The following is a 19540-nucleotide window of genomic DNA, read 5'->3' on the forward strand; positions in this document are numbered from 1 at the left end:
AAGCCTCGGTTACCGCACCCAGCGGCACACACGATGGTGGTGATGATCGAAGTGGCACACGCGGTGCGAATGCGCTTCGGCCAGTGCCGGCACGAGCACGACACAAGCCAGTGCAGTTGCCGTCAGGATCTTCGCGATGCGGTTCATGGTGAAACTCTCCCGGATAGGTCAACCGGCGATCCGGCTGGTACCTCCTTAACGCCTGGCGCCGACAGGCCGTGCACCGTACCGACGCGCAATTGACGATCTTTGACATCGCACCGTCAATCGACGGTCGAAGCTGACGAATGTCTTTCTTTTCTTTCCGGATCTTCAGCTTCTCGACCCTTCGGAATTCGAAGCATCGCGTCGGAGCGAGGGACGCGGATCGCAAGCCTCGGCAGACCAACAAAAAACCGCCCGCAGGCGGTTTGTCGATTGCGTGCACGGGAACGCGTGAAGGCTAAGCCCCCGCCTCGCCCCACGGCGTCGGCGGCGGCACCGCGCACGGCCCGTCGACGTCGATCGACTTGAAATCGGCCGGCCCGACGATCTCCAGGTACTCCATGTCCGGCGAGTAGTCGAACAGGTAGTGGACGATCCCCGGCGCCTGGTGCACGCAGTCGCCGGCAGCCACCAGCGTCTCCTGCTCGCCGTACATGAAGCGCGCCCAGCCCTTCAGCATGATCACGATATGGAACTCGGCCTCGTGACGGTGCCAGCCGGTGCCCGCCACCGGTGCATGATTGGCCCTGACGAGTTGCGCGACGACTTTGCCGTGCGTCGCGGCCGCGATGCCGAGATCGCGATACAGGAAGAAGTCGCGCAGGCCTTCGCCGCGATACGCGGTGTCCTGCGGCCTGACGTGGGAAAACGCGGTGGAAATCGGTGTGCTCATCGTCGTGCTCCTTCATCGAAAGGATCACGCGTGACAAGCATTTAGCGTTCCAGTTTGCGAGCGTACGACACCGTGCGCGTCACCGCTTGCGCTGCTTGCCGGTCAGCAGCGTCTGCGCGATCACCGCGAGCAGCAGGAACGCGCCGCTCGCGAGGTTCTGGTAGTACGGGCTCAACGTGCCGACCTGGTTGATCACGTTCTCGATCACGCCGAGCAGCAGCACGCCCGCGAGCGGGCCGAACAGCGTGCCGACGCCGCCCGTCAGCAGCACGCCGCCGATCACCGCCGCCGCGATCGACTGCAGCTCGTAGCTGTTGCCGGCGCCCGGCAGCCCCGAATCGAGCCGCGACGCGAGCAGCGCGCCGGCGAGCCCCGCGAGCGCCCCGCTCAATCCGTACGTGACGACCTTGAACCCTTCGACGTTCACGCCGAGCATCCGCGCCGCTTCCTCGTTGCCGCCGATCGCGAACACGCCCGCGCCGTAGCGCGTGTGATTCAGCACGAACGCTGCGACGAGATACGCGACGAGCACGATCCACACGAGATTGCCGATCCCGAACAGCGAGCCGTTCGCGATCGTCGCGAACAATCCGGGGTTCGCGATCAGCATGTCCTGGCTCGCGAGCACGAGCGACAGCCCTTTCAACCCGAGCAGCGCGGCGAGCGTGACGATGAACGGCGCCATCCGCGCCCGCGCGATCAGCCAGCCGTTCATGAGCCCGACGATCAGCCCGACGCACACGGGCGCGGCCAGCGCGGCGCCCCATCCATACGGCGCGGCATACGCGGCAATCACGGTGCCGAGCCCGACGAGCGAGCCGACCGACAGGTCGAACCCGCCGAGGATGATCACGAAGCTCTGGCCGATCGTGATCAGCGCAACGAACGCGGCGGCCGCGACGATGTCGAGCAGGTTCGGCGCGCTCAGGAAATGCGGGAACACGCGGCCGGCGATCAGGCACACGAGTACGAGAATCGCGATCGCACCGCGCGCCTGCACGAGACGAACGATCTGCGCGCGTCGCGCGCGGCCTGCGTCCTGCGCGGTGTGCGTGGAAATCGGCGCGGTCGACATGTCAGGCTCCCGAGCGCTGCAGGTACAACGCGCCGAGGATGAACGCGGCCTTCAGGATCTGTGCATACGTGTAGCTGATGTTGTTCATGATGAAGCTGGCATCGAGCAGTTGCAGCAGCAGCACGCCGAACACGGTGCCGACGATCGACACGCGCCCGCCGGACAGCGGCGTGCCGCCGATCACCGATGCGGCAATCGCGTCGAGTTCGAAATTCACGCCGACATAGTTCGGATCGCCCGCCCCGAGCCGCGCGGTCGCGAACAGGCCGGCGAGCCCGGCCAGCGCCCCGCTCGCCGCATAAACCGCGAGCAGCGTGCGGCGCACCGGCACCCCGGCAAGATGCGCGGCATCGCGGCTCGCGCCGACGAGGATCGTGTAGCAGCCGAACGTCGTGTTGCGCACGACGAAGAACACGATGGCCGCGCACACCAGCGCGATCAGCATCACGACCGGCAGCCCGAGAAACGTGCCGATGCCGATGAAATCGAACGCATCGGAAGGCGGCAGGCTCACGCGCGAACCACCGAGCAACGCCTGTGCAAGCCCCCGCGCGGCAACCAGCAACGCTAGCCCGGAAATCAGCGGATCGATGCCGAGCCGCGCGACGAGCCCGCCGTTGAAGAAACCGACCGCGAGCCCGATTGCGATCGCCGCCGCAAACGCTGCGCCCGTTCCATACGGCAGACACACGGCGATGATCGCGCTCGACAGCGCCATCACCGAGCCCACCGACAAGTCGATCCCGCGCGTCGCGATCGCGAGGTTCTGCCCAAGCGCGATCAGCACGATCGGCGCGGCCTGGAACAGCAAACTGCGTGCGGCAAGCGGATTCGAGAATCCCGGCGTCACGATCAGGTTGAAAACCGCGAGCGCGACGAACGCGAGATACACGCTGTGATCACGCGCCTGCGCGAACAGCGAGCGGCGCGACGTGCGGCGTGCCTGGTCCGGTTCGCTCATCAGGTTGGCAAGGTTCACGCTTTCCTCATCCTCAGGTCGATATCCGGCGTACTACGCCTGGTTCGCGAGCAACGCGGTCACGTCGTCGGGGCTCGCGCCGCGTGTCGACAGCTCGCCGCTCGTCGCGCCTTCATGCAGGATCACGAGCCGGTCGGCCAGCTCGAGCAGTTCTTCCATCTCCGACGACGTCGCGACGACGGCGAGCCCTTCATCGGCAAGCCGTTTGACGAGATCGTGCACTTCCGCCTTCGCGCCGACGTCGATGCCGCGCGTCGGATCGTCGAGCAGCAGCACCGACGGCTCGGTCGACAGGCAGCGCGCGATCAGCGCCTTCTGCTGGTTGCCGCCGGACAGCGTCGAGATCGGCGCGTCTGCATGCGACGTCTTGATGCCCAGCTCGCGGATGTAGCGCTCGACGAGCGCCTCCTGCTTGCGCACGGAGATGAAGCCGAAGCGCGCGATGCGCGGCAGCACGCACACGACGATGTTCTCGCGCACCGACAGCTTCGAAAAAATGCCTTCCGAGCGGCGATCCTCGGACAGGAACGCGAGCCCCGCGCGAATCGCACGCGCCGGGTCCGCGCCGTTCAGCGCCTGGCCACCGACGCGCACCGCGCCGCCATCCGGCGGTTGCGCGCCGAACACGGCCTTGAACGTTTCGGTGCGGCCCGCGCCGAGCAAGCCCGCGAGCCCGACGATTTCCTTCGGCGCGACACGGAACGACACGTCGCGCAGGCGCGTGCCCCAGCGCAACTGATCGACGGCGAGCGCCGGCTCCTGCGTCGGATCGGCGGCGGCGGCTTCCGCCTGTTCACGCGGGCCGTGCGCACCGACCTCGCGGCCGAGCATCGCCGAAATCAGCGCCATGCGCGGCAGCCGCCCGGGTGTATCGCTGCGCACCACCGCGCCGTCGCGCAGCACGGTGAGCCGGTCGCACATCCGGTAGCACTCGGACAGACGATGGCTCACGAGCACGATCGCGATGCCGGTTGCACGCAACTGATCGACGACACCGAACAGCACTTCCACTTCCGCACCGCTCAGCGCCGAAGTCGGCTCGTCGAGAATCAGCACGCGCGCGCCGAGCGACACGCCGCGCGCGATCGACACCATCTGCTGCTGGCCGAGCCCGAGCGAACCGACCTTGTCGGCCGGATCGACGTCGAGCCCGTAGCGCTCGACGATTTCGCGCGTGCGCGCCAGCATCGCGCGGCGGTCGATCCACGGGCCGAAACGGCGCGGCTCGTGACCGAGAAAGATGTTCTCGGCCACGCTGCGTTCGGGGATCAGGTTGATTTCCTGGTAGACCGCGCAGATGCCCGCGCGCTGCGCGGCACGCGGGCTGTCGAACGACACGGGCGCGCCATCGACGCGAATCGCGCCCGCATCGGGCTGATGAAAGCCGGTGAGGATCTTGATCAGCGTCGACTTGCCGGCACCGTTCTCGCCCATCAGCCCGTGCACCTCGCCCGCGCGCAACGTCAGCGACACACCATTGAGCGCACGCACGACGCCGAACGTCTTGCCGACGCCGTGCGTCTCGAGCACGACGGGTTTGCCGCCGGCGCCATCGTCTGCGCCGGGTCCGGCGGGAAGCGTTGCATCCATCGCGCGCCTCGCGTTCGCGTGTGAGCGGTTGCCGAGCGGTTGCCAGCCGGTCAGTAGACGAGGTTCGCTTCGAGCGAATGCTTGGCGTTCGCCTTGTCGTACAGCGCGTCGTCCATGATCTGCTTCTGCGCGACCGGCTTGCCGGCGAACCACGCCTCGAGCGACTTGAACGCGAGCGGGCCGAAGCGCGGATTGGTCTCGACGCTCGCCGCGGCCGAGCCGTTCGCGATCGCGGTGACGAAGTCCTTCGTGCCGTCGATCGACACGACCGTCACGCCGCGCTGCTTGCCGGCCTGGCGCAACGCGGTCATCGCGCCGAGCGCCATCGTGTCGGCCTGCGCGTAGACGGCGGTCACGTCGGGATGCGCGAGCAGCACCTGCTCCATCACCTTCTGCGCTTCGGTGGCCGACCAGTTCGCGGTCTGCGACGCGACGATCTTCATGTTCGGGAATTTCTTCAGGCCGTCGGCGAAACCATCGGTACGCTGGCTCTCGACGGTATTGCCGTAGCCGCCCTGGATCTCGGCGATCGCCGCTTTGCCGCCGGTCGCATCGGCGAGCGCCTGCGCGGCGCGCTGCCCTTGCCGGAAGAAATCGGAGCCGAGGAACGTGATGAAATCCTGGCACGGCGTGCCGGCCGTCTGCCGGTCGATCGTGACGACCGGGATGCCCTTCGCGCGCGCTTGCGCCAGCGCGGGCTGCAGGCCGGTCGAATCGTTCGGTGCGACGATCAGCGCCTGCGCGCCCTGGTTGATCATGCTTTCGATATCGGCGACCTGCTTCGCCTGGTTCGCGTTCGCATTCGTATACAGCAGCCGCTTGACGCCGGCCGCCTTCGCCGCGGCACGCACCGACGCGGTTTCGGTCGCGCGGAACGGGTTCTGCTCGTTCTCCGACTGCGAGAAACCGACCACGAGATCGGTCAGCTTCATGCTGCCCGGCTTCGGATTCGTGCAGGTCTGCGCGGAGCTGGACCCGACCTTCTGCGCATTGTCCTGCGCATGCGCGATCGCGACGCATCCGAGCGTCACCCCCATCGTCACCACGATACGTTGCAGCTTTGCACGGCTCGGCATCATCGTCTCCAGGTATTGTGATCGGCCCGCACACCGTGGCACACACGGTTGGCTTCGGCGTCACGAATTAATATTATTACTCGATATTATCGCCTGCCCGACTCGGGATAATCCCGTACCGCCGAACCCGTCAGGCGGGGCCCGGCGTCCATTGCAACATCGCCTGCAGCGACTCGCCCGGCGCCAGCACGCAGCCGCCGACGAGCGATGCGGATTCCTTTGCATTGAAGCTGTCCGTCGTGTTCGTGACGGGTTCGACGCACAGCGCGTCGGCGCCGGCCGGCGCATACACGACGAGCTGGTCGAATGGCCGCTCAGCCCGCAGCACGACCTGCCGGCCGCGCTCCGGCCAGATCACCGCCGCTTCGCGCGACCAGCCGACGAAATTGTTGTCGAGATCGAATGCGTCGGCCGGCATCCCGTTTCGCAGCGCGCCGACGGCCGGATGATCGCCGACGCGAACCGGCAGCACGTCCGCATCGGCGTGCCACATCGCGTCGACGTGCGCTTTCACGACGGTGTGCGGCGTGCGCAGGTAATACGGGTGATGGCCCATGCCGAACGGCATCGGCAATGCGCCGAGATTGCGCGCGAACAGCGTGATCGACAGCACGCCGCCGTCGAGCCGGATCGATTGGCGCGCCTCGTAATGGAATGGCCAGTCGCCCGGGCGGCCGGGCTCGGGACGATGCTCGAAGCGCAAATCGACCTGCGCTTCGCCGCACCGTTCGACCGCCCACGGGCGCCGCCAGCCATGACCGTGCAGCGCATGACGATACGTATCGTCCGGGCCGGACAGGTCGATCGTGCGGCCGTCGAATTCGAACTTCGCGTCGCGGATGCGGTTGCAATACGGAAACAGCGGGAAGCTCGCGAAACGGAGCGGATCGCCGCTCGCGAGCGCCGCGCCGGTGGTCGGCCGGAACCAGTGCTGCGGGCCGTCGGGCCCTGCTTCGTAGTACGCGGCGATCGATCCGCCGGTGTGCGGCGCGACGCACACGCGGGTCGAGCCGCTGGCGAGTTCGATCAGGTCGGCGTGGCGGGGCATTCCCATCGGCATCGATCATCCCGGGATGAAGCTGACGATCCCGCCGCCGGCGTGCAGCATCCGGCCGCGGGCATGTGCGGCAAAGGATGGCACGACGCGGCACACGTGGTCAATAATATTTGTTGATATTATTATCTGGGCATCGAGGACTCCGGGCCAGGCACGCGTAAAGCTTGATTGCCGGCCCGAATGGCCGATGTTACCGTCGGGGCAGATTGATCCGACCCGCTGTTCATTACCGATTTTATTTGCCCATCATCCTGCCGAGGCCGGACCACGCTCCTACCGTGAAACGCTCTACTCAACGTCGCCCCACGATGACCGACATCGCCAAGCTTGCCGGCGTGTCGCAATCCACCGTCTCCCTCGTGCTGAACAACGCGGCGGGCACCAAATTCTCCGATGCCACGCGCGAGAAGGTGCTGAAGACCGCGCACGAGCTCGGCTACCGCTTCCTGCCGCGCGAAGTGGCGATGACGCACAGCGGCGAACGCGACCTGATCGTCTATCTCGCCGACGAAATCTCGACGAGCCCGCACCCGGTCGTCAACATCGACGGCGCACGCGACGCGGCCTATGCGAACGGCAAGCTGCTCGCCGTGTACTCGACGCACGGCAACGTCGACATCGAACGCCAGGTGCTCGACGCGGTGCTCGCGATGCCGAACCTGCTCGGCGTCGTCTATGCGACCGTCTATACGCGCAAGGTCACGCTGCCGGCCGAGCTGCTGCGCGTGCCGGCCGTGCTGCTCAACTGCTATACGACGGACAGCGGGCTGTCGTCGATCGTGCCGGCCGAAGTCGCGGGCGGGCATGCGGCCACCGAATACCTGCTGCGCGCGGGCCACCGGCGCATTGGCTACGTGAACGGCGAACCGTGGCAGGACGCCGCGAAGGATCGCCTGAAGGGCTATCGCACCGCGCTCGCGACGGCCGACATCCCGTTCGCACCGGAGCTCGTGCGCGACGGCGACTGGGGTTCCGATACGGGCTTCGAGCAGACGCTGTCGCTGCTGCGCGAGCCGCACCCGCCCACCGCAATCTTCTGCGCGAACGACCTGATGGCGATCGGCGCGATCGAAGCCGTCAAGCATCTCGGGATGCGCGTGCCCGACGACGTGTCGGTGCTCGGCTACGACGACCAGGAAATCGCGCGGCACACGCACCCGCCGCTGTCGACGATCGTGCTGCCGAACTACGAGCTCGGCCGCTGGGCGGTCGAGATCCTGCTGCAGGAAGAGCAGAACCGCGCGGTCGGGATGCCCGTGCGCCGCCGCGCGATCAAGCTCGACGGGCCGCTGGTCGAGCGCGGATCGGTGCGCACCGTCGAGACGGCCGCGCAATCGGCCAGCGCGTAAGTACCCCGCCGGCCTTCGCCTTCCCGCCGAACACCCCAAGGCGCGGCACGTTTGCCGCCCGCGCGCCTTGCCGCGCGCATACCGCGCCGCCCTTCCCGTCCCGCTTGCCCTTGGCCCCCGCCAGCTTCAGGGTAAACACCATCACCAAATTATTAGTAATAATTTCAAAGCATTTCTATACTTGCGTCGGCATCGGGCAGAACCCCGAGCCGCGACACAGCAACACGACGAGACGGTGACCGGAAGCGAATGCGCGCGAACCCGCCGCGCTGCCCGCTCCGCCCGTCCGCACACCACACGCCTACCGTTCCGCGACGCATCCTGTCCGGACACCGCTGCATCCGCATCGAGTCACCAGTCGTCCGCTTCTCCTCATTCATACGGAGTCCAGAATGACTATCACGTCTCGTCTCAAGCCCGCCGCGCTGGCGGTCGTCGTGCTGCTTGCATCGTGCGGCGGCGATGATTCGTCCGCCCCGTCCGCATCGGCACTCGCCGCGCGTGCGTCCATCGATGCCGCATCGAGCGACAGCGCCGCTGCCGCCAACGCCGCTGCATCCAGCGACTTCATGAACATGGGGCACGGCGGCCCGTCGCATTTCCCGAACCAGCTCGTCACGCTCGGCCTGCCCGGGCCGACGCCCGCGCTACGCGTGTCGTCGCGCGGCGTGCCGCCCTACGCACCGCCGGCACCGCCCGTGGCAACCGACACGCAAACGCTGACGCTCGCCGATTTCGATACGTACGGCCCGGCCTGGACGAGCGGCGGCACCAACACGATCCGGATCGACGGCACGAGCACGGACGGCGCGAAGCTCGTCACGAACGCGCAGCATCCGGCGTACGGCCACGCATCGTACGAAGCGGACGTCACGATCGGCGCACCGGCACCGGGCGCCAATACCGCGAACGCGGGCTTCATCGTGCACGTGACGAACCCGACAGTCGGCACCGACGCGCTGACGGGCTACTACATCGGGCTCGATGCGGTGCGCCACGTGGTGCAGGTCGGCCGCGAGCAGAACAACTGGACCGATTTCATCGACTATCCGGCGCCCGCGGTCGTGCCGGGCAGCACGCATCACCTGAAAGTCGTCACGCGCAACAACGCAATCGAGGTGTATGTCGACGGCACGCAGGTGATCAGCATCAACGACGCAACGAGCGGCCTGACGACCGCGCTGCGCGCGGGTGCATTCGGGCTGCGCCGCTTCGGTGCGAGCGTCGCGTTCAGCAACGTGACCGTCAGCCGCTTTCCGGACGTCGCACCGAAGACCTACGATTTCTCGCGTGTGGTCGGCGCGGTGTACAACCCGTGGAATGCCGTCAACGCGATCGATTTCTGGCAGAACTACGATCCGGCGATCGTCGACCGCGAGCTCGACTACGCGCAGACGTACGGGATGAACACGATCACCGTGTACCTGCACTACCTGAACTGGGTCAACGATCGCGACGCGTTCCTCGCGAAGTTCGACAGCCTGCTCGGGATCGCCGCGCGCCACGGGCTGAAGGTTGCGCCGATCTTCTACGACGACTGCTGGCACGTCGATCCCGCATACGGTCCGCAACCTGCGCCAATCTTCGGCGTGCACAACAGCCGCTGGGTGCAATCGCCCGGGCAGTCGGTCGAGCAGCAGTACCTGCAACCGGTCGCGGCCGGCGCGCCGACCACGTACAAGCAGGATCTGCAGCACTACATCGCCGATTTCGTGTCCGCGCACCGCAACGATCCGCGCATCCTGTACTGGGAACCGATGAACGAGCCCGGCTGCAGCGGCAACGGCACGCTGCAGCCGACGCGCGCGCTGATGATGAACGACGCGCGCATCGCGATCCTGAACGCGGGCGCGACGCAGCCGATCAATTCGCCGAACGTGCAGGAGCCGGAAGGCGACTACTTCTCCGACTTCCATGCCTTCCACCCGTATGCGCTCAATGCGACGACGCCCGACTATTCGCTGCCGCCGAGCCTGCTCGACAGCCTGAATTCGGAAACGCTGCAGCGCGGCTGGCCGGGCGGCCAGGCGGGCCAGACGATGGCCGGCATTGCATCCACCTACGGCGGCAAGACGGGCTTCCTCGTGTGGGAACTGATGATCGGCCGCACGAATACGCGCTTCCACTGGGGGCAGACGGCGTCCGCACCGGCGACCGTCGAGCCGGCGACGCCGTTCCAGGGCACGCTCTACCCCGACGGCCACCCGTGGAGCACGGCCGAGGTGCAGGCGCTCGCGAGCGCATTCAGCTCGCGGCTGCGCGTGCTGAACGCGACGTACTACAACGACACGACGTTCACGACGCCGGTGTTCTCGTCGATCACGCCGCTGGTGGATTTCGACCTGAATACCGAGCGCGGCACCGATTCGCCTGACGCGTCGAAGGGGATGAATGCGACGAACTATGCGATCCGCTGGACCGGCGCGCTCGATATTCCGAAAGCCGACAACTACACGTTCAGCGTGACGAGCGACAACGTCGCGCGCGTGTGGATCGACGGCCGCAAAGTGATCGACAAGGAACAGCCGGGGCTCGCGACCGCGAAGGGCCGGATCCACCTCGCGCAGAAGCGGAACGTGCCGATCCGCGTGGAGTACGTGCATGCGAGCGGGCCGGCCAGCATGCACCTGCAATGGTCGAGCCCGGGTGCGGGCCGCGACAATCTCGTGCGTGTCGCGCAGCGGCCTTTGACGGATGCGCTTGCGCAACAGTAGGCGTTGTTCGCATCAGCGCCCGTGAAGCCGCAACGGCATCACGGGCGTCGACGCAAAACCCGCACGCGTGGTTACTTCAACCGCCCCGACAGGAATTGCCCGAGCCGTTCGCTCTTCGGATTCACGAGAATCTCCTGCGGATTCCCTTCCTCCTCGATCTTGCCCTGATGCAGGAAGATCACGTGATTCGACACGTTGCGCGCGAAGCCCATCTCGTGCGTGACGACGACCATCGTGCGGCCTTCCTCGGCCAGCTTCTGCATCACCTTCAGCACTTCGCCCACCAGTTCCGGATCGAGTGCCGACGTCGGCTCGTCGAACAGCATCACTTCCGGCTCCATCGCGAGCGCACGCGCGATCGCGACGCGCTGCTGCTGGCCGCCCGACAGGTGCGCCGGATACATGCCTTCGACGCGCGACGCGAGGCCGACCTTCTCCAGATACTTGCGCGCGCGTGCGACCGCTTCATCCTTGCCGATCCCGAGCACGGCCATCGGCGCCTCGATCACGTTCTCGAGCACCGTCATGTGCGCCCACAGGTTGAAGTGCTGGAACACCATCGACAGCTTCGTGCGCATCCGCTGCAGCTGCTTCTGGTCGGCCACGCGCAGCGCGCCGTTGCGGTCACGCGTGGTCTGGATCGGTTCGCTGCCGATCGTGATCTGCCCCGAGCACGGCTGCTCGAGGAAGTTGATGCAGCGCAGGAACGTGCTCTTGCCGGAGCCGCTCGAGCCGATGATGCTGATCACGTCGCCGGCCTTCGCCTTCATCGACACGCCCTTCAACACCTCGTTGTCGCCGAACTTCTTGTGCAGGTTGTCAACGGTAAGCTTGTACATGCTGGGTCCTTCCTTGCGAATCTTGCGGATGCGTTAATGGCTGCGCGGCGAGAGGTACGCGAGCCAGCGCGTCTCGAGCTTGCGGAACGCCCAGATGAGCGTGAACACGACGGCGGCGTACAGCACGGCGGCGATGCCGTAGGCCTGGAACGACATGTACGTCGCCGAATTGACGTCGCGCGTGACCTTCAGGATGTCGGGCACGGTCGCGGTGAACGCGAGCGTCGTCGCATGCAGCATCAGGATCACTTCGTTGCTGTAGCTCGGCAGCGAGCGGCGCAGCGCGGACGGCAGGATGATGCGCGTATAGAGCTTGAAGCGCGACATCCCGTAGGCCATCCCGGCTTCGATTTCGCCGGCCGACGTCGCCTTGATCGCACCGGCGAAGATCTCCGTCGCATATGCGCACTCGTTCAGCACGAATGCGAGCAGCGTGCAGTTCATCGCGTTGCGGAAGAACGTGTCGAGCAGCACGTGATCGTGCACGACCTGCAGGCTGTAGATGCCCGTGTAGCACATCAGCAGTTGCACGTAGAGCGGCGTGCCGCGGAACACGTACGTATAGAGCCAGACGGGGCCCGAGATCCAGCGGTTCGACGACGCGCGCGCAATCGCGAGCGGCACGGCGAGCGCGAAACCGAGCGCGATCGACACGACCAGCAGCCACAGCGTGATCGCGAGGCCGCTGAAGCGGTAGCCGTCGGTATAGAGATAGCTTTGCCAGTACTGGCTGACGAGTTCGATCACAGTGCGAGCCTCCGGACACCGACGGAATAACGCTTCTCGAGGTGATGCAGCACGACGTTGGACACCGTCGTGATCGCGAGGTAGATCGCGCCCGCAGCCAGCGTGAAGAAGAAGAAATCGAGCGTGCTCTTGCCTGCGTCCTGCGACGCCTTCACGACGTCGGCGAGGCCGATGATCGACACGAGCGCGGTGGCCTTCACGAGCACCTGCCAGTTGTTGCCGATGCCGGGCAGCGCGAAGCGCATCATTTGCGGGAACAGGATGCGGCGGAACACGCGCCAGCCGCTCATCCCGTACGCGAAGCCAGCTTCGAGCTGGCCGCGCGGCACCGCGAGGAACGCGCCGCGGAACGTCTCGGTGAAGTACGCGCCGTAGATGAAGCCGAGCGTGATGACGCCCGCCACGAACGGATCGATGTCGATCTGGTCCCAGCCGAGCATGTCGGTGAAATTGTTCAGCAGGATCTGGATCCCGTAGAACAGCAGCAGCATCAGCACGAGGTCCGGCACCGCGCGGATCAGCGTCGTGTAGAAGGTGCCGATCGACTTGAGCATGCGGTTCGTCGACAGTTTCGCGCTCGCGCCGATGAGGCCCAGCACGAGCGACGCGGCGAGCGACAGCACCGCGAGCTTCACGGTCTCGACCGTGCCGGCCCACAGCAGCGGGCCAAATCCTTGGAAGATCATATGAGGGATCCAGAACGAGGTGGCTGGATTGTCAATAGCCATTAGCCGCGCATCAAACGATATCTGCGCACAACCTGATGCACCCTGCTCATCAAGTCGGACACGTCACGCGATGCGGGTTGCACCCACGACAGGCGCGGCGCGCGCCACAGCCGGAGCGCGCCGCATGCTTGGTCAGCCGCCGTAGACGTCGAACGCGAAGTACTTCTTCTCGAGCTTCTTGTACGTGCCGTCCTTGATGATGTCGGCGATCGCATGGTCGATCTTCGCCTTCAGGTCGGCGTCGTCCTTGCGCAGGCCGATGCCGGCGCCGTTGCCGAGCGTCTTCGGATCGTCGATGTCCTTGCCGGCGAATTCGAAGTTCGCGCCGCGCGGCGTCTTCAGGAAGCCGATGTCGGCCTGCACCGCGTCCTGCAGCGCCGCATCGAGGCGGCCCGACATCAGGTCCTGGTACACGCCGTCCTGGTTCTGGTAAGGCACGACCTGCACGCCCTTCGGCGCCCAGTAGGCCTTCGCGTAAGTTTCCTGGATCGTACCCTGCTCGACGCCGACCGACTTGCCCTTCAGCGAATCGGCCGTCGGCTGCAGGTTCGCGCCCTTCTTCGTGACGAGGCGCGTCGGCGTATTGAACAGCTTGTCGGAGAACGCGATCTGCTCGGCGCGCGCCGGTGTCATCGACATCGACGACAGCACGCCGTCGAACTTCTTCGCCTTCAGCGCCGGGATCATCCCGTCGAAGTCGTTCTCGATCCACACGCATTTCGCCTTCAGGCGCGCGCAGATCTCGTTGCCGAGATCGACGTCGAAGCCGACGACCTTGCCGCTTGCGTCCTTCGATTCGAACGGCGGGTAGCTGGCGTCGACGCCGAACCGGATCGTCGACCAATCCTTGGCGTGGGCACCGACCGCGATGCAGGCAAGGGCAATACTGAGCGCGAGTTTCTTCATGGCGTTCCTGTCAAAGGCGAACTGGGCAGGGATCCCGTCGGGCGGCGCCGCCGTGAACCCTTCCAACCCGGGGATCGCCCTTCCGGCGACACTCGAAGTTGTACATACAACTTTGCCTTTTCAGGAGGTACGCCAGCAATCCGTGTTTATCACTAGTTGTCGGCGGATTGTTTCACCAACGGCGCTTTTCCTTTAATTTCAATTAACTACGAATTACGAAAAGCTAAACAACAGCTTTCTCCATACGTACTCGCACCGCCACGAGCCGGCTTTCACTTGTCTAGACGTGGCTACGCCGCACCGCGCGGCCCGTCCGCCATCCCGACCGTTTCCAGACCGACCAGCCGGTACCCGAACTGCAGCTCCGTCAGCAGGTGCCGCGGCCGCGCGGGTACCGGTTCGAGCTTCTGCCGCAGGTTCGTCATGTACACGCGCACGTAGTGCGCGCGATCCGCGTCGTGAATGCCCCAGACCTCGGCCAGCAGCTGCCGCGCCGCGACCACGCCGCCGCGCGCGCGGATCAGCGCCGCGAGCAGCCGGAATTCGAGGCGCGTCAGGTGGACGGGCTCGCCGCTCCGAGCGACTTCGTGCTTGCCGAGATCGACCGTCACGTCGCCGAACCGCACGATCGACGACGATTGCCCGTCGGCCGACACGAACGCCGCGCGCCGCAGCTGCGCGCGCGCCCGTGCGAGCAGTTCGGGCACGCCGAACGGCTTGGGCAGGTAATCGTCAGCGCCCGCGTCGAGCGCCGCGACCTTCTCCACCTCCTGCTGGCGCGCCGACAGCACGATCACGGGCACCGTCGACCACTCGCGCAATTCACGGATGAAGGTCTTGCCGTCGTCGTCCGGCAGCCCGAGATCGACGATCACGAGATCGGGCTTGCTGCTCGACGCATACATCCGCGCCTCGCGGGCCGTCGACGCCTCGCAGGTGTCGAGCCCTTCCTGTTCCAGCGCCATCCGCACGAAGCGGCGAATGTCCGATTCGTCTTCGACGATAAGTACGCGCGATCTGATCATGTCCGGCTCTCGTGTTCGATGTCGGGCGGCGCGCCCAACGGCAGACGAATCTCGAACCGCGCGCCGTGCGGATCGAGCGGCACCGCGCGGATCGAGCCGCCGTGCGCGTTGACGATGCTGCGGCACAGCGCGAGCCCGAGCCCCACGCCGCTGATCGACGATTCCTTGCGTTCGCGCTCGAACGGTTCGAACAGCGGCTCGGTGTTGCGCGCGATGAAACCGGGCCCGTCGTCCTCGACGAACACGTACAGCGTTTCGCCGAACACGCGTGCGCGCACCGACACCGCCGCCTCCGCGCCCGCGTATTTCGCCGCGTTGTCGAGCAGGTTCATCAGCACGCGCTCGATCAGCAGCGCGTCGACGTCGATCAGCGGCAGGTCGGCCGGCAAGTCGGCGCTCACGTCGCGGCCGGCCAGCACGCCGGCCGAATGCGCGAGCGCGCTGCCGACGATCTCGTCGAGCATGTGCCACTCGCGATTGAGCCGCACGCCTTCGCTCTGCATGCGCGCGAGATCGAGCAGGTTCACGACGAGCCCGTGCAACGCCTCGGCCTGGTTGCGGATACCGTGCGCAAGCGCGGCCGGCTGCCCTTCCGCCAGACGCTCCGGCTTCTCCAGCGTCTCGGCGAGCCCGCGGATCGCGGTGAGCGGCGTCTTCAGGTCGTGCGACACGGCGGCCAGCAGCGCATTGCGCAACCGTTCGCCTTCGATCCGGACCAGCGTGTGCTGCGCGACGCCGACGTAGTGCACGCGTTCCAGTGCCATCGCGATCGACGAGCACAATGCATCGATCAGGCGGCGATCGTCGGGGTCGGTCGGCACCGGCTGCGCATCGCCGAACAGCACGAGCACGCCGCGGACGCGCATCGGCGCCTTCAGCGGCAGGTATTGCGCGGCCGCGCGTTCGAACGGCGGCATCCCGCAACCGGCAGCGCGTGCGTTCTCGAAGACCCAGCGTGCAGTCGGCACTTCGACGAACCGTGCGTGCTGCGCGGGCATCAGGCGATCGTCCGCATCGGGCAGCACGAGCGCGACGCGGACGCCGAGCAGCGGCGCGATCGTGCCGGTGCAGATCGATGCGATCTGCTCGGTCTCGATCGCGGCCGACAGATCGTGCGCGACGCGCGCGAGTGCGGCCGAGCGTTTCTCGTTCGCCCGCGCGGCGCGTGCCTCCGCGCGCAGGCGGGCCGCGAGCTGGCCGATCGCGAGCGCGACGGCCAGCATCAGCGCGAACGTGAACACGTACTGCGTATCGGACACCGCGAACGACAGCCGCGGCTCGACGAAGAAGAAGTCGAAGCAGCCGACGCAGACGAACGCGGCCCATGCACCGGCCAGCCGGCCGAGCCGCAGCGCGATCAGCACGACGGTCATCAGGAACAGCATCACGACGTTCGACAGGTCGAACACGCGCAGCAGCGCGCTTGCCGCGAGCGTCGCGAGCGCGCAGACGAGCGTGGCCAGCAGCAGCGGCACCACGTACTGCGACACCCAGACATGCGTGCGCGGATGCGCCTCGCGCACCGCCAGCGCGGGCTGCGTGTCGGGCCCGGCGCCCGCGATGCGGTCGGCCATCGCCGCGCATGCGCGCAGCACGCTGCGCCAGCGATCGCGGCCCGCACCGGTTTCCAGCGGCGCCCTCGCCCGTCGATTCGCTTCGTTCACGTCCACATTCACATCCATGATCGCTTCCGGCAATTGAAACGCCGAACGGCCCCGCGCACGCCGCGAAGGCGTGAGCGGGGCCGCGACGGCGCGTTCGGTCAGATAAACGGCGTCAGCAGCATGTCGATCAGCTTGATGCCGATGAACGGTGCGACGATCCCGCCCACCCCGTAGATCAGCAGGTTGCGCCCCAGCAGCTTTTCGGCCGGCTCCGCGCGGTACTTCACGCCTTTCAGCGCCAGCGGAATCAGCGCGACGATGATCAGCGCGTTGAAGATCACCGCCGACAGAATCGCCGACGTCGGGCTGTGCAGGCCCATCACGTTCAACGCGCCGAGCGCCGGATACGTCGCGACGAACGCGGCCGGGATGATCGCGAAATACTTCGCGAGATCGTTCGCGACGCTGAACGTGGTCAGCGCGCCCCGCGTCATGATCATCTGCTTGCCGACCTCGACCACCTGCATCAGCTTCGTCGGGTTGCTGTCGAGGTCGACCATGTTGGCCGCCTCCTTCGCCGCCTGCGTGCCGCTGTGCATCGCGACGGCCACATCGGCCTGCGCGAGCGCCGGCGCGTCGTTGGTGCCGTCGCCCGTCATCGCGACAAGATGGCCCTTCGCCTGGTGCTCGCGGATCAGCCGCAGCTTGTCTTCGGGCGTCGCTTCGGCCAGGTAGTCGTCGACGCCGGCTTCCGCCGCGATCGCGGCCGCGGTCAGGCGGTTGTCGCCGGTGATCATCACCGTCTTCACGCCGACCTTGCGCAGCTCGGCGAAGCGCGCGCCGATCCCGTGCTTGACGATGTCCTTCAGCTCGATCGCGCCGAGCACCGTGGAGCCGTCGGCGACGACGAGCGGCGTGCCGCCGCGCCGTGCGATGTCGTTGACGGCCGTCTCGACCGTTTGCGGAAACACGCCGCCGAGCGCATCGACATGCGCGCGGATCGCGGACGCCGCGCCCTTGCGCACCTGGCGTTCGCCGATATCGAGGCCGCTCATCCGCGTGCGTGCGCTGAACGGCACCGCGATGCTGCCGTCGGCCGCCGACACGTCCAGCGAGAAGCGCTGCTTCGCGAGCGCGACGATCGAGCGCCCCTCGGGCGTCTCGTCGGCGAGCGACGACAGCTGCGCGGCTTCGGCCAGCGCACGTTCGTCCACGCCCGGCGCCGGCCGGAACTGCACGGCCTCGCGGTTGCCGAGCGTGATCGTACCGGTCTTGTCGAGCAGCAGCACGTCGACGTCGCCGGCCGCCTCGATCGCACGGCCCGACGTCGCGAGCACGTTCGCGCGCATCATGCGGCTCATCCCCGCGATGCCGATCGCCGACAGCAGCGCGCCAATCGTCGTCGGGATCAGGCACACGAGCAGCGCGATCAGCACGGTCAGGCTCACGGCCGAGCCCGATGCGTTCAGCAGCACGCTGAACTGCGAGAACGGCAGCAGCGTCACGCACACGAGCAGGAAGATGATCGTCAGCGCGACGAGCAGGATCGTCAGCGCCACTTCGTTCGGCGTCTTGCCGCGCTTCGCGCCTTCGACCATCGCGATCATCCGGTCGAGGAACGCTTCGCCCGGTTGCGCGGTGATCTTCACGATGATCCAGTCGGACAGCACGCGCGTGCCGCCCGTCACCGACGAGAAATCGCCGCCCGACTCGCGGATCACCGGCGCGGATTCGCCGGTAATCGCCGACTCGTCGACCGAGGCAACGCCGTCGATCACTTCGCCGTCGGCCGGAATCGTGTCGCCCGCCTCGACGAGCACGATGCTGCCGGCCGCGAGCTCATCGCTCGGCACGCGATGGCTCGTGCTGCCGAATTGCTTCGGCTCGTCGAGCACCTTCGCGTACACGCGCTTGCGCGCCGCGCGCAGCGCATCGGCCTGCGCCTTGCCGCGCCCTTCGGCCAGCGCCTCGGCCGCGTTCGCGAACAGCACGGTGAACCACAGCCAGCACGCGACCGCGAAGATGAAGCCGGCCGGCGCGTCGGCGGTGCCAGTCAGCGCCTGCAGCCACAGCACGGTCGTGACGATGCTGCCGAGATAGACGACGAACATCACCGGGTTCTTCAACTGCACCTGCGGCGCGAGCTTGCGGAACGCTTCGCGCACCACGGCCGTCCAGCGCATCGGCGGCACGGCGCCGACCGGCATGGCCGCCGGGTTGATCGGGGTTTCGATATGGGACATGAGTGACTCCGTGGTTCCTGCTATTGCTTCGCGCCGGCCGCGTGGCCGAACGCGCGGTCGAGCGCGAGGTTCAGGTCGAGCACGCGCACGCGCGGTTCGCCGAGCACGCCGAGCTGGCGCGGCGAGGCGATGCGGTCGACCAGCGTCGCGACCTGCGCGGCATCGACGCCGCGCGCATGGGCAACGCGCGCCGCCTGCAGCCGCGCGTTCGCGACCGAGATCTCGGGATCGAGCCCGGACGCGGACGCGGTGACGGCGTCCGCCGGTACCGGCGTACCGTCGGCGAGCGAGTTCTCCTGCCGGTACGCACGCACGCGCTGCGCGATGTCGGCGAGCAGCTTCTTGCTGGTCGCGCCCTGGTTGCTGGCGCCGCTGCCGGCCGCGTTGTACGGCTGGTCGACCGTCTTCGACGGATCGGCCGGATCGGTGCCGACCGTCGCGCTCGGCCGCGCATGGAAGTAGCCGGCTCGCGTGAATTGCTGCCCGATGACTGCCGAGCCGATCGTCGTGCCGTTCTGCTGCACGAGGCTGCCGCGCGCCTGCGCCGGAAACAGCACGTTCGCGACGCCCGTGGTGAGCAGCGGATATGCGAGGCCCGTCACGAGCATGAACAGCACCGACGATGCGATCACGGGCCGCACGAGGCCGCGCGTCGCCGCGCCGAACGAAGAACCGGGTGCCGGCGCGGCGGCGGCCGCTGCCTGGCGATTGCCTTGAATCATGATGTTTCC

17 protein-coding genes are annotated in these 19540 nt (G+C 67.0%); 2 read left to right on the forward strand and 15 right to left on the reverse strand.

The genetic code is table 11. The annotated features are described in order from the left end of the window. Positions 1-9: 9 nt before the first annotated feature. From ACWMMN_RS28150 to ACWMMN_RS28180, 7 genes are all read right to left on the reverse strand, one after another. Positions 10-147 carry an HHHH-motif protein gene (locus ACWMMN_RS28150; RefSeq protein ID WP_174993086.1) on the reverse strand — a complete coding sequence of 46 codons (138 nt, stop codon included), beginning with the start codon at positions 145-147 and terminating at the stop codon, positions 10-12. 295 nt (positions 148-442) lie between these two features. Further along, on the reverse strand, positions 443-877 hold the full coding sequence (locus ACWMMN_RS28155) for a cupin domain-containing protein (protein ID WP_174993085.1): 435 nt from the start codon (positions 875-877) through the stop codon (positions 443-445). 79 nt (positions 878-956) lie between these two features. Further along, on the reverse strand, positions 957-1952 hold the full coding sequence (locus tag ACWMMN_RS28160; protein WP_486423439.1) for an ABC transporter permease: 996 nt from the start codon (positions 1950-1952) through the stop codon (positions 957-959). Position 1953: 1 nt separating this feature from the next. Further along, on the reverse strand, positions 1954-2931 hold the full coding sequence (locus ACWMMN_RS28165) for an ABC transporter permease (protein ID WP_256086658.1): 978 nt from the start codon (positions 2929-2931) through the stop codon (positions 1954-1956). Positions 2932-2964: 33 nt separating this feature from the next. After that, entirely contained in the window at positions 2965-4521 is a 1557-nt protein-coding gene (locus tag ACWMMN_RS28170; RefSeq protein WP_486423440.1) for a sugar ABC transporter ATP-binding protein, read from the reverse strand. 50 nt (positions 4522-4571) lie between these two features. Further along, on the reverse strand, positions 4572-5600 hold the full coding sequence (locus tag ACWMMN_RS28175; protein ID WP_486423441.1) for an ABC transporter substrate-binding protein: 1029 nt from the start codon (positions 5598-5600) through the stop codon (positions 4572-4574). A 127-nt stretch (positions 5601-5727) separates the two neighbouring features. Beyond that, a complete protein-coding gene (locus ACWMMN_RS28180; protein WP_059237433.1) occupies positions 5728-6645 on the reverse strand; it encodes an aldose 1-epimerase in 918 nt (305 codons plus the stop codon). Positions 6646-6962: 317 nt separating this feature from the next. On the opposite strand from ACWMMN_RS28180, the gene ACWMMN_RS28185 reads away from it, so the two are divergent. Beyond that, complete coding sequence (locus ACWMMN_RS28185; RefSeq protein WP_059237434.1) at positions 6963-8003, forward strand: LacI family DNA-binding transcriptional regulator; 1041 nt, start codon at positions 6963-6965, stop codon at positions 8001-8003. Positions 8004-8395: 392 nt separating this feature from the next. After that, the gene (locus ACWMMN_RS28190; RefSeq protein ID WP_256086660.1) at positions 8396-10717 is read left to right on the forward strand and encodes a PA14 domain-containing protein; all 2322 of its coding nucleotides are present in this window, start codon (positions 8396-8398) and stop codon (positions 10715-10717) included. A gap of 71 nt (positions 10718-10788) precedes the next feature. Here the strand turns inward: ACWMMN_RS28190 and ACWMMN_RS28195 are convergent, their stop codons facing one another. The 8 genes from ACWMMN_RS28195 to kdpC form a co-directional block, all read right to left on the reverse strand. Beyond that, on the reverse strand, positions 10789-11556 hold the full coding sequence (locus tag ACWMMN_RS28195) for an ABC transporter ATP-binding protein (RefSeq protein ID WP_174993080.1): 768 nt from the start codon (positions 11554-11556) through the stop codon (positions 10789-10791). 33 nt (positions 11557-11589) lie between these two features. After that, on the reverse strand, positions 11590-12303 hold the full coding sequence (locus ACWMMN_RS28200) for an ABC transporter permease (RefSeq protein ID WP_059237437.1): 714 nt from the start codon (positions 12301-12303) through the stop codon (positions 11590-11592). Continuing rightward, positions 12300-12989: an ABC transporter permease gene (locus ACWMMN_RS28205; RefSeq protein WP_059237438.1), complete on the reverse strand. Its 690-nt coding sequence runs from the start codon at positions 12987-12989 to the stop codon at positions 12300-12302. Before ACWMMN_RS28205 ends, ACWMMN_RS28200 begins: the two co-directional genes overlap by 4 nt. 174 nt (positions 12990-13163) lie before the next feature. Next, positions 13164-13937 (reverse strand): ABC transporter substrate-binding protein, encoded by a 774-nt coding sequence (locus tag ACWMMN_RS28210; RefSeq protein WP_059237439.1) that lies wholly within the window; start codon positions 13935-13937, stop codon positions 13164-13166. 290 nt (positions 13938-14227) lie between these two features. After that, a complete protein-coding gene (locus ACWMMN_RS28215) occupies positions 14228-14962 on the reverse strand; it encodes a response regulator (RefSeq protein ID WP_059237440.1) in 735 nt (244 codons plus the stop codon). Then, positions 14959-16644, reverse strand: coding sequence for a DUF4118 domain-containing protein (locus ACWMMN_RS28220; RefSeq protein WP_486423442.1), 1686 nt, complete (start codon positions 16642-16644; stop codon positions 14959-14961). Before ACWMMN_RS28220 ends, ACWMMN_RS28215 begins: the two co-directional genes overlap by 4 nt. A gap of 80 nt (positions 16645-16724) precedes the next feature. Continuing rightward, positions 16725-18773, reverse strand: a complete 2049-nt coding sequence (gene kdpB, locus ACWMMN_RS28225; protein WP_486424103.1) for a potassium-transporting ATPase subunit KdpB — start codon at positions 18771-18773, stop codon at positions 16725-16727. A 56-nt stretch (positions 18774-18829) separates the two neighbouring features. Beyond that, on the reverse strand, positions 18830-19531 hold the full coding sequence (kdpC, locus tag ACWMMN_RS28230) for a potassium-transporting ATPase subunit KdpC (protein ID WP_486423443.1): 702 nt from the start codon (positions 19529-19531) through the stop codon (positions 18830-18832). Between the last annotated feature and the right edge of the window lie 9 nt (positions 19532-19540).

The sequence above is a fragment of the Burkholderia cepacia complex sp. TUM26381 genome (assembly GCF_057439935.1).

Excerpts from the sequence above, each read along its gene's own strand:
- ACWMMN_RS28195 (WP_174993080.1), bottom strand. The coding sequence starts at position 11,556 with ATGTACAAGCTTACCGTTGACAACCTGCACAAGAAGTTCGGCGACAAC.
- kdpB (WP_486424103.1), bottom strand. The coding sequence starts at position 18,773 with ATGCCGGTCGGCGCCGTGCCGCCGATGCGCTGGACGGCCGTGGTGCGC.
- ACWMMN_RS28160 (WP_486423439.1), bottom strand. The coding sequence starts at position 1,952 with ATGTCGACCGCGCCGATTTCCACGCACACCGCGCAGGACGCAGGCCGC.
- ACWMMN_RS28205 (WP_059237438.1), bottom strand. The coding sequence starts at position 12,989 with ATGATCTTCCAAGGATTTGGCCCGCTGCTGTGGGCCGGCACGGTCGAG.
- ACWMMN_RS28180 (WP_059237433.1), bottom strand. The coding sequence starts at position 6,645 with ATGCCCCGCCACGCCGACCTGATCGAACTCGCCAGCGGCTCGACCCGC.
- ACWMMN_RS28155 (WP_174993085.1), bottom strand. The coding sequence starts at position 877 with ATGAGCACACCGATTTCCACCGCGTTTTCCCACGTCAGGCCGCAGGAC.
- ACWMMN_RS28215 (WP_059237440.1), bottom strand. The coding sequence starts at position 14,962 with ATGATCAGATCGCGCGTACTTATCGTCGAAGACGAATCGGACATTCGC.
- ACWMMN_RS28210 (WP_059237439.1), bottom strand. The coding sequence starts at position 13,937 with ATGAAGAAACTCGCGCTCAGTATTGCCCTTGCCTGCATCGCGGTCGGT.
- ACWMMN_RS28185 (WP_059237434.1), top strand. The coding sequence starts at position 6,963 with ATGACCGACATCGCCAAGCTTGCCGGCGTGTCGCAATCCACCGTCTCC.
- ACWMMN_RS28190 (WP_256086660.1), top strand. The coding sequence starts at position 8,396 with ATGACTATCACGTCTCGTCTCAAGCCCGCCGCGCTGGCGGTCGTCGTG.
- ACWMMN_RS28175 (WP_486423441.1), bottom strand. The coding sequence starts at position 5,600 with ATGATGCCGAGCCGTGCAAAGCTGCAACGTATCGTGGTGACGATGGGG.
- ACWMMN_RS28220 (WP_486423442.1), bottom strand. The coding sequence starts at position 16,644 with ATGGATGTGAATGTGGACGTGAACGAAGCGAATCGACGGGCGAGGGCG.
- ACWMMN_RS28150 (WP_174993086.1), bottom strand. The coding sequence starts at position 147 with ATGAACCGCATCGCGAAGATCCTGACGGCAACTGCACTGGCTTGTGTC.
- kdpC (WP_486423443.1), bottom strand. The coding sequence starts at position 19,531 with ATGATTCAAGGCAATCGCCAGGCAGCGGCCGCCGCCGCGCCGGCACCC.
- ACWMMN_RS28170 (WP_486423440.1), bottom strand. The coding sequence starts at position 4,521 with ATGGATGCAACGCTTCCCGCCGGACCCGGCGCAGACGATGGCGCCGGC.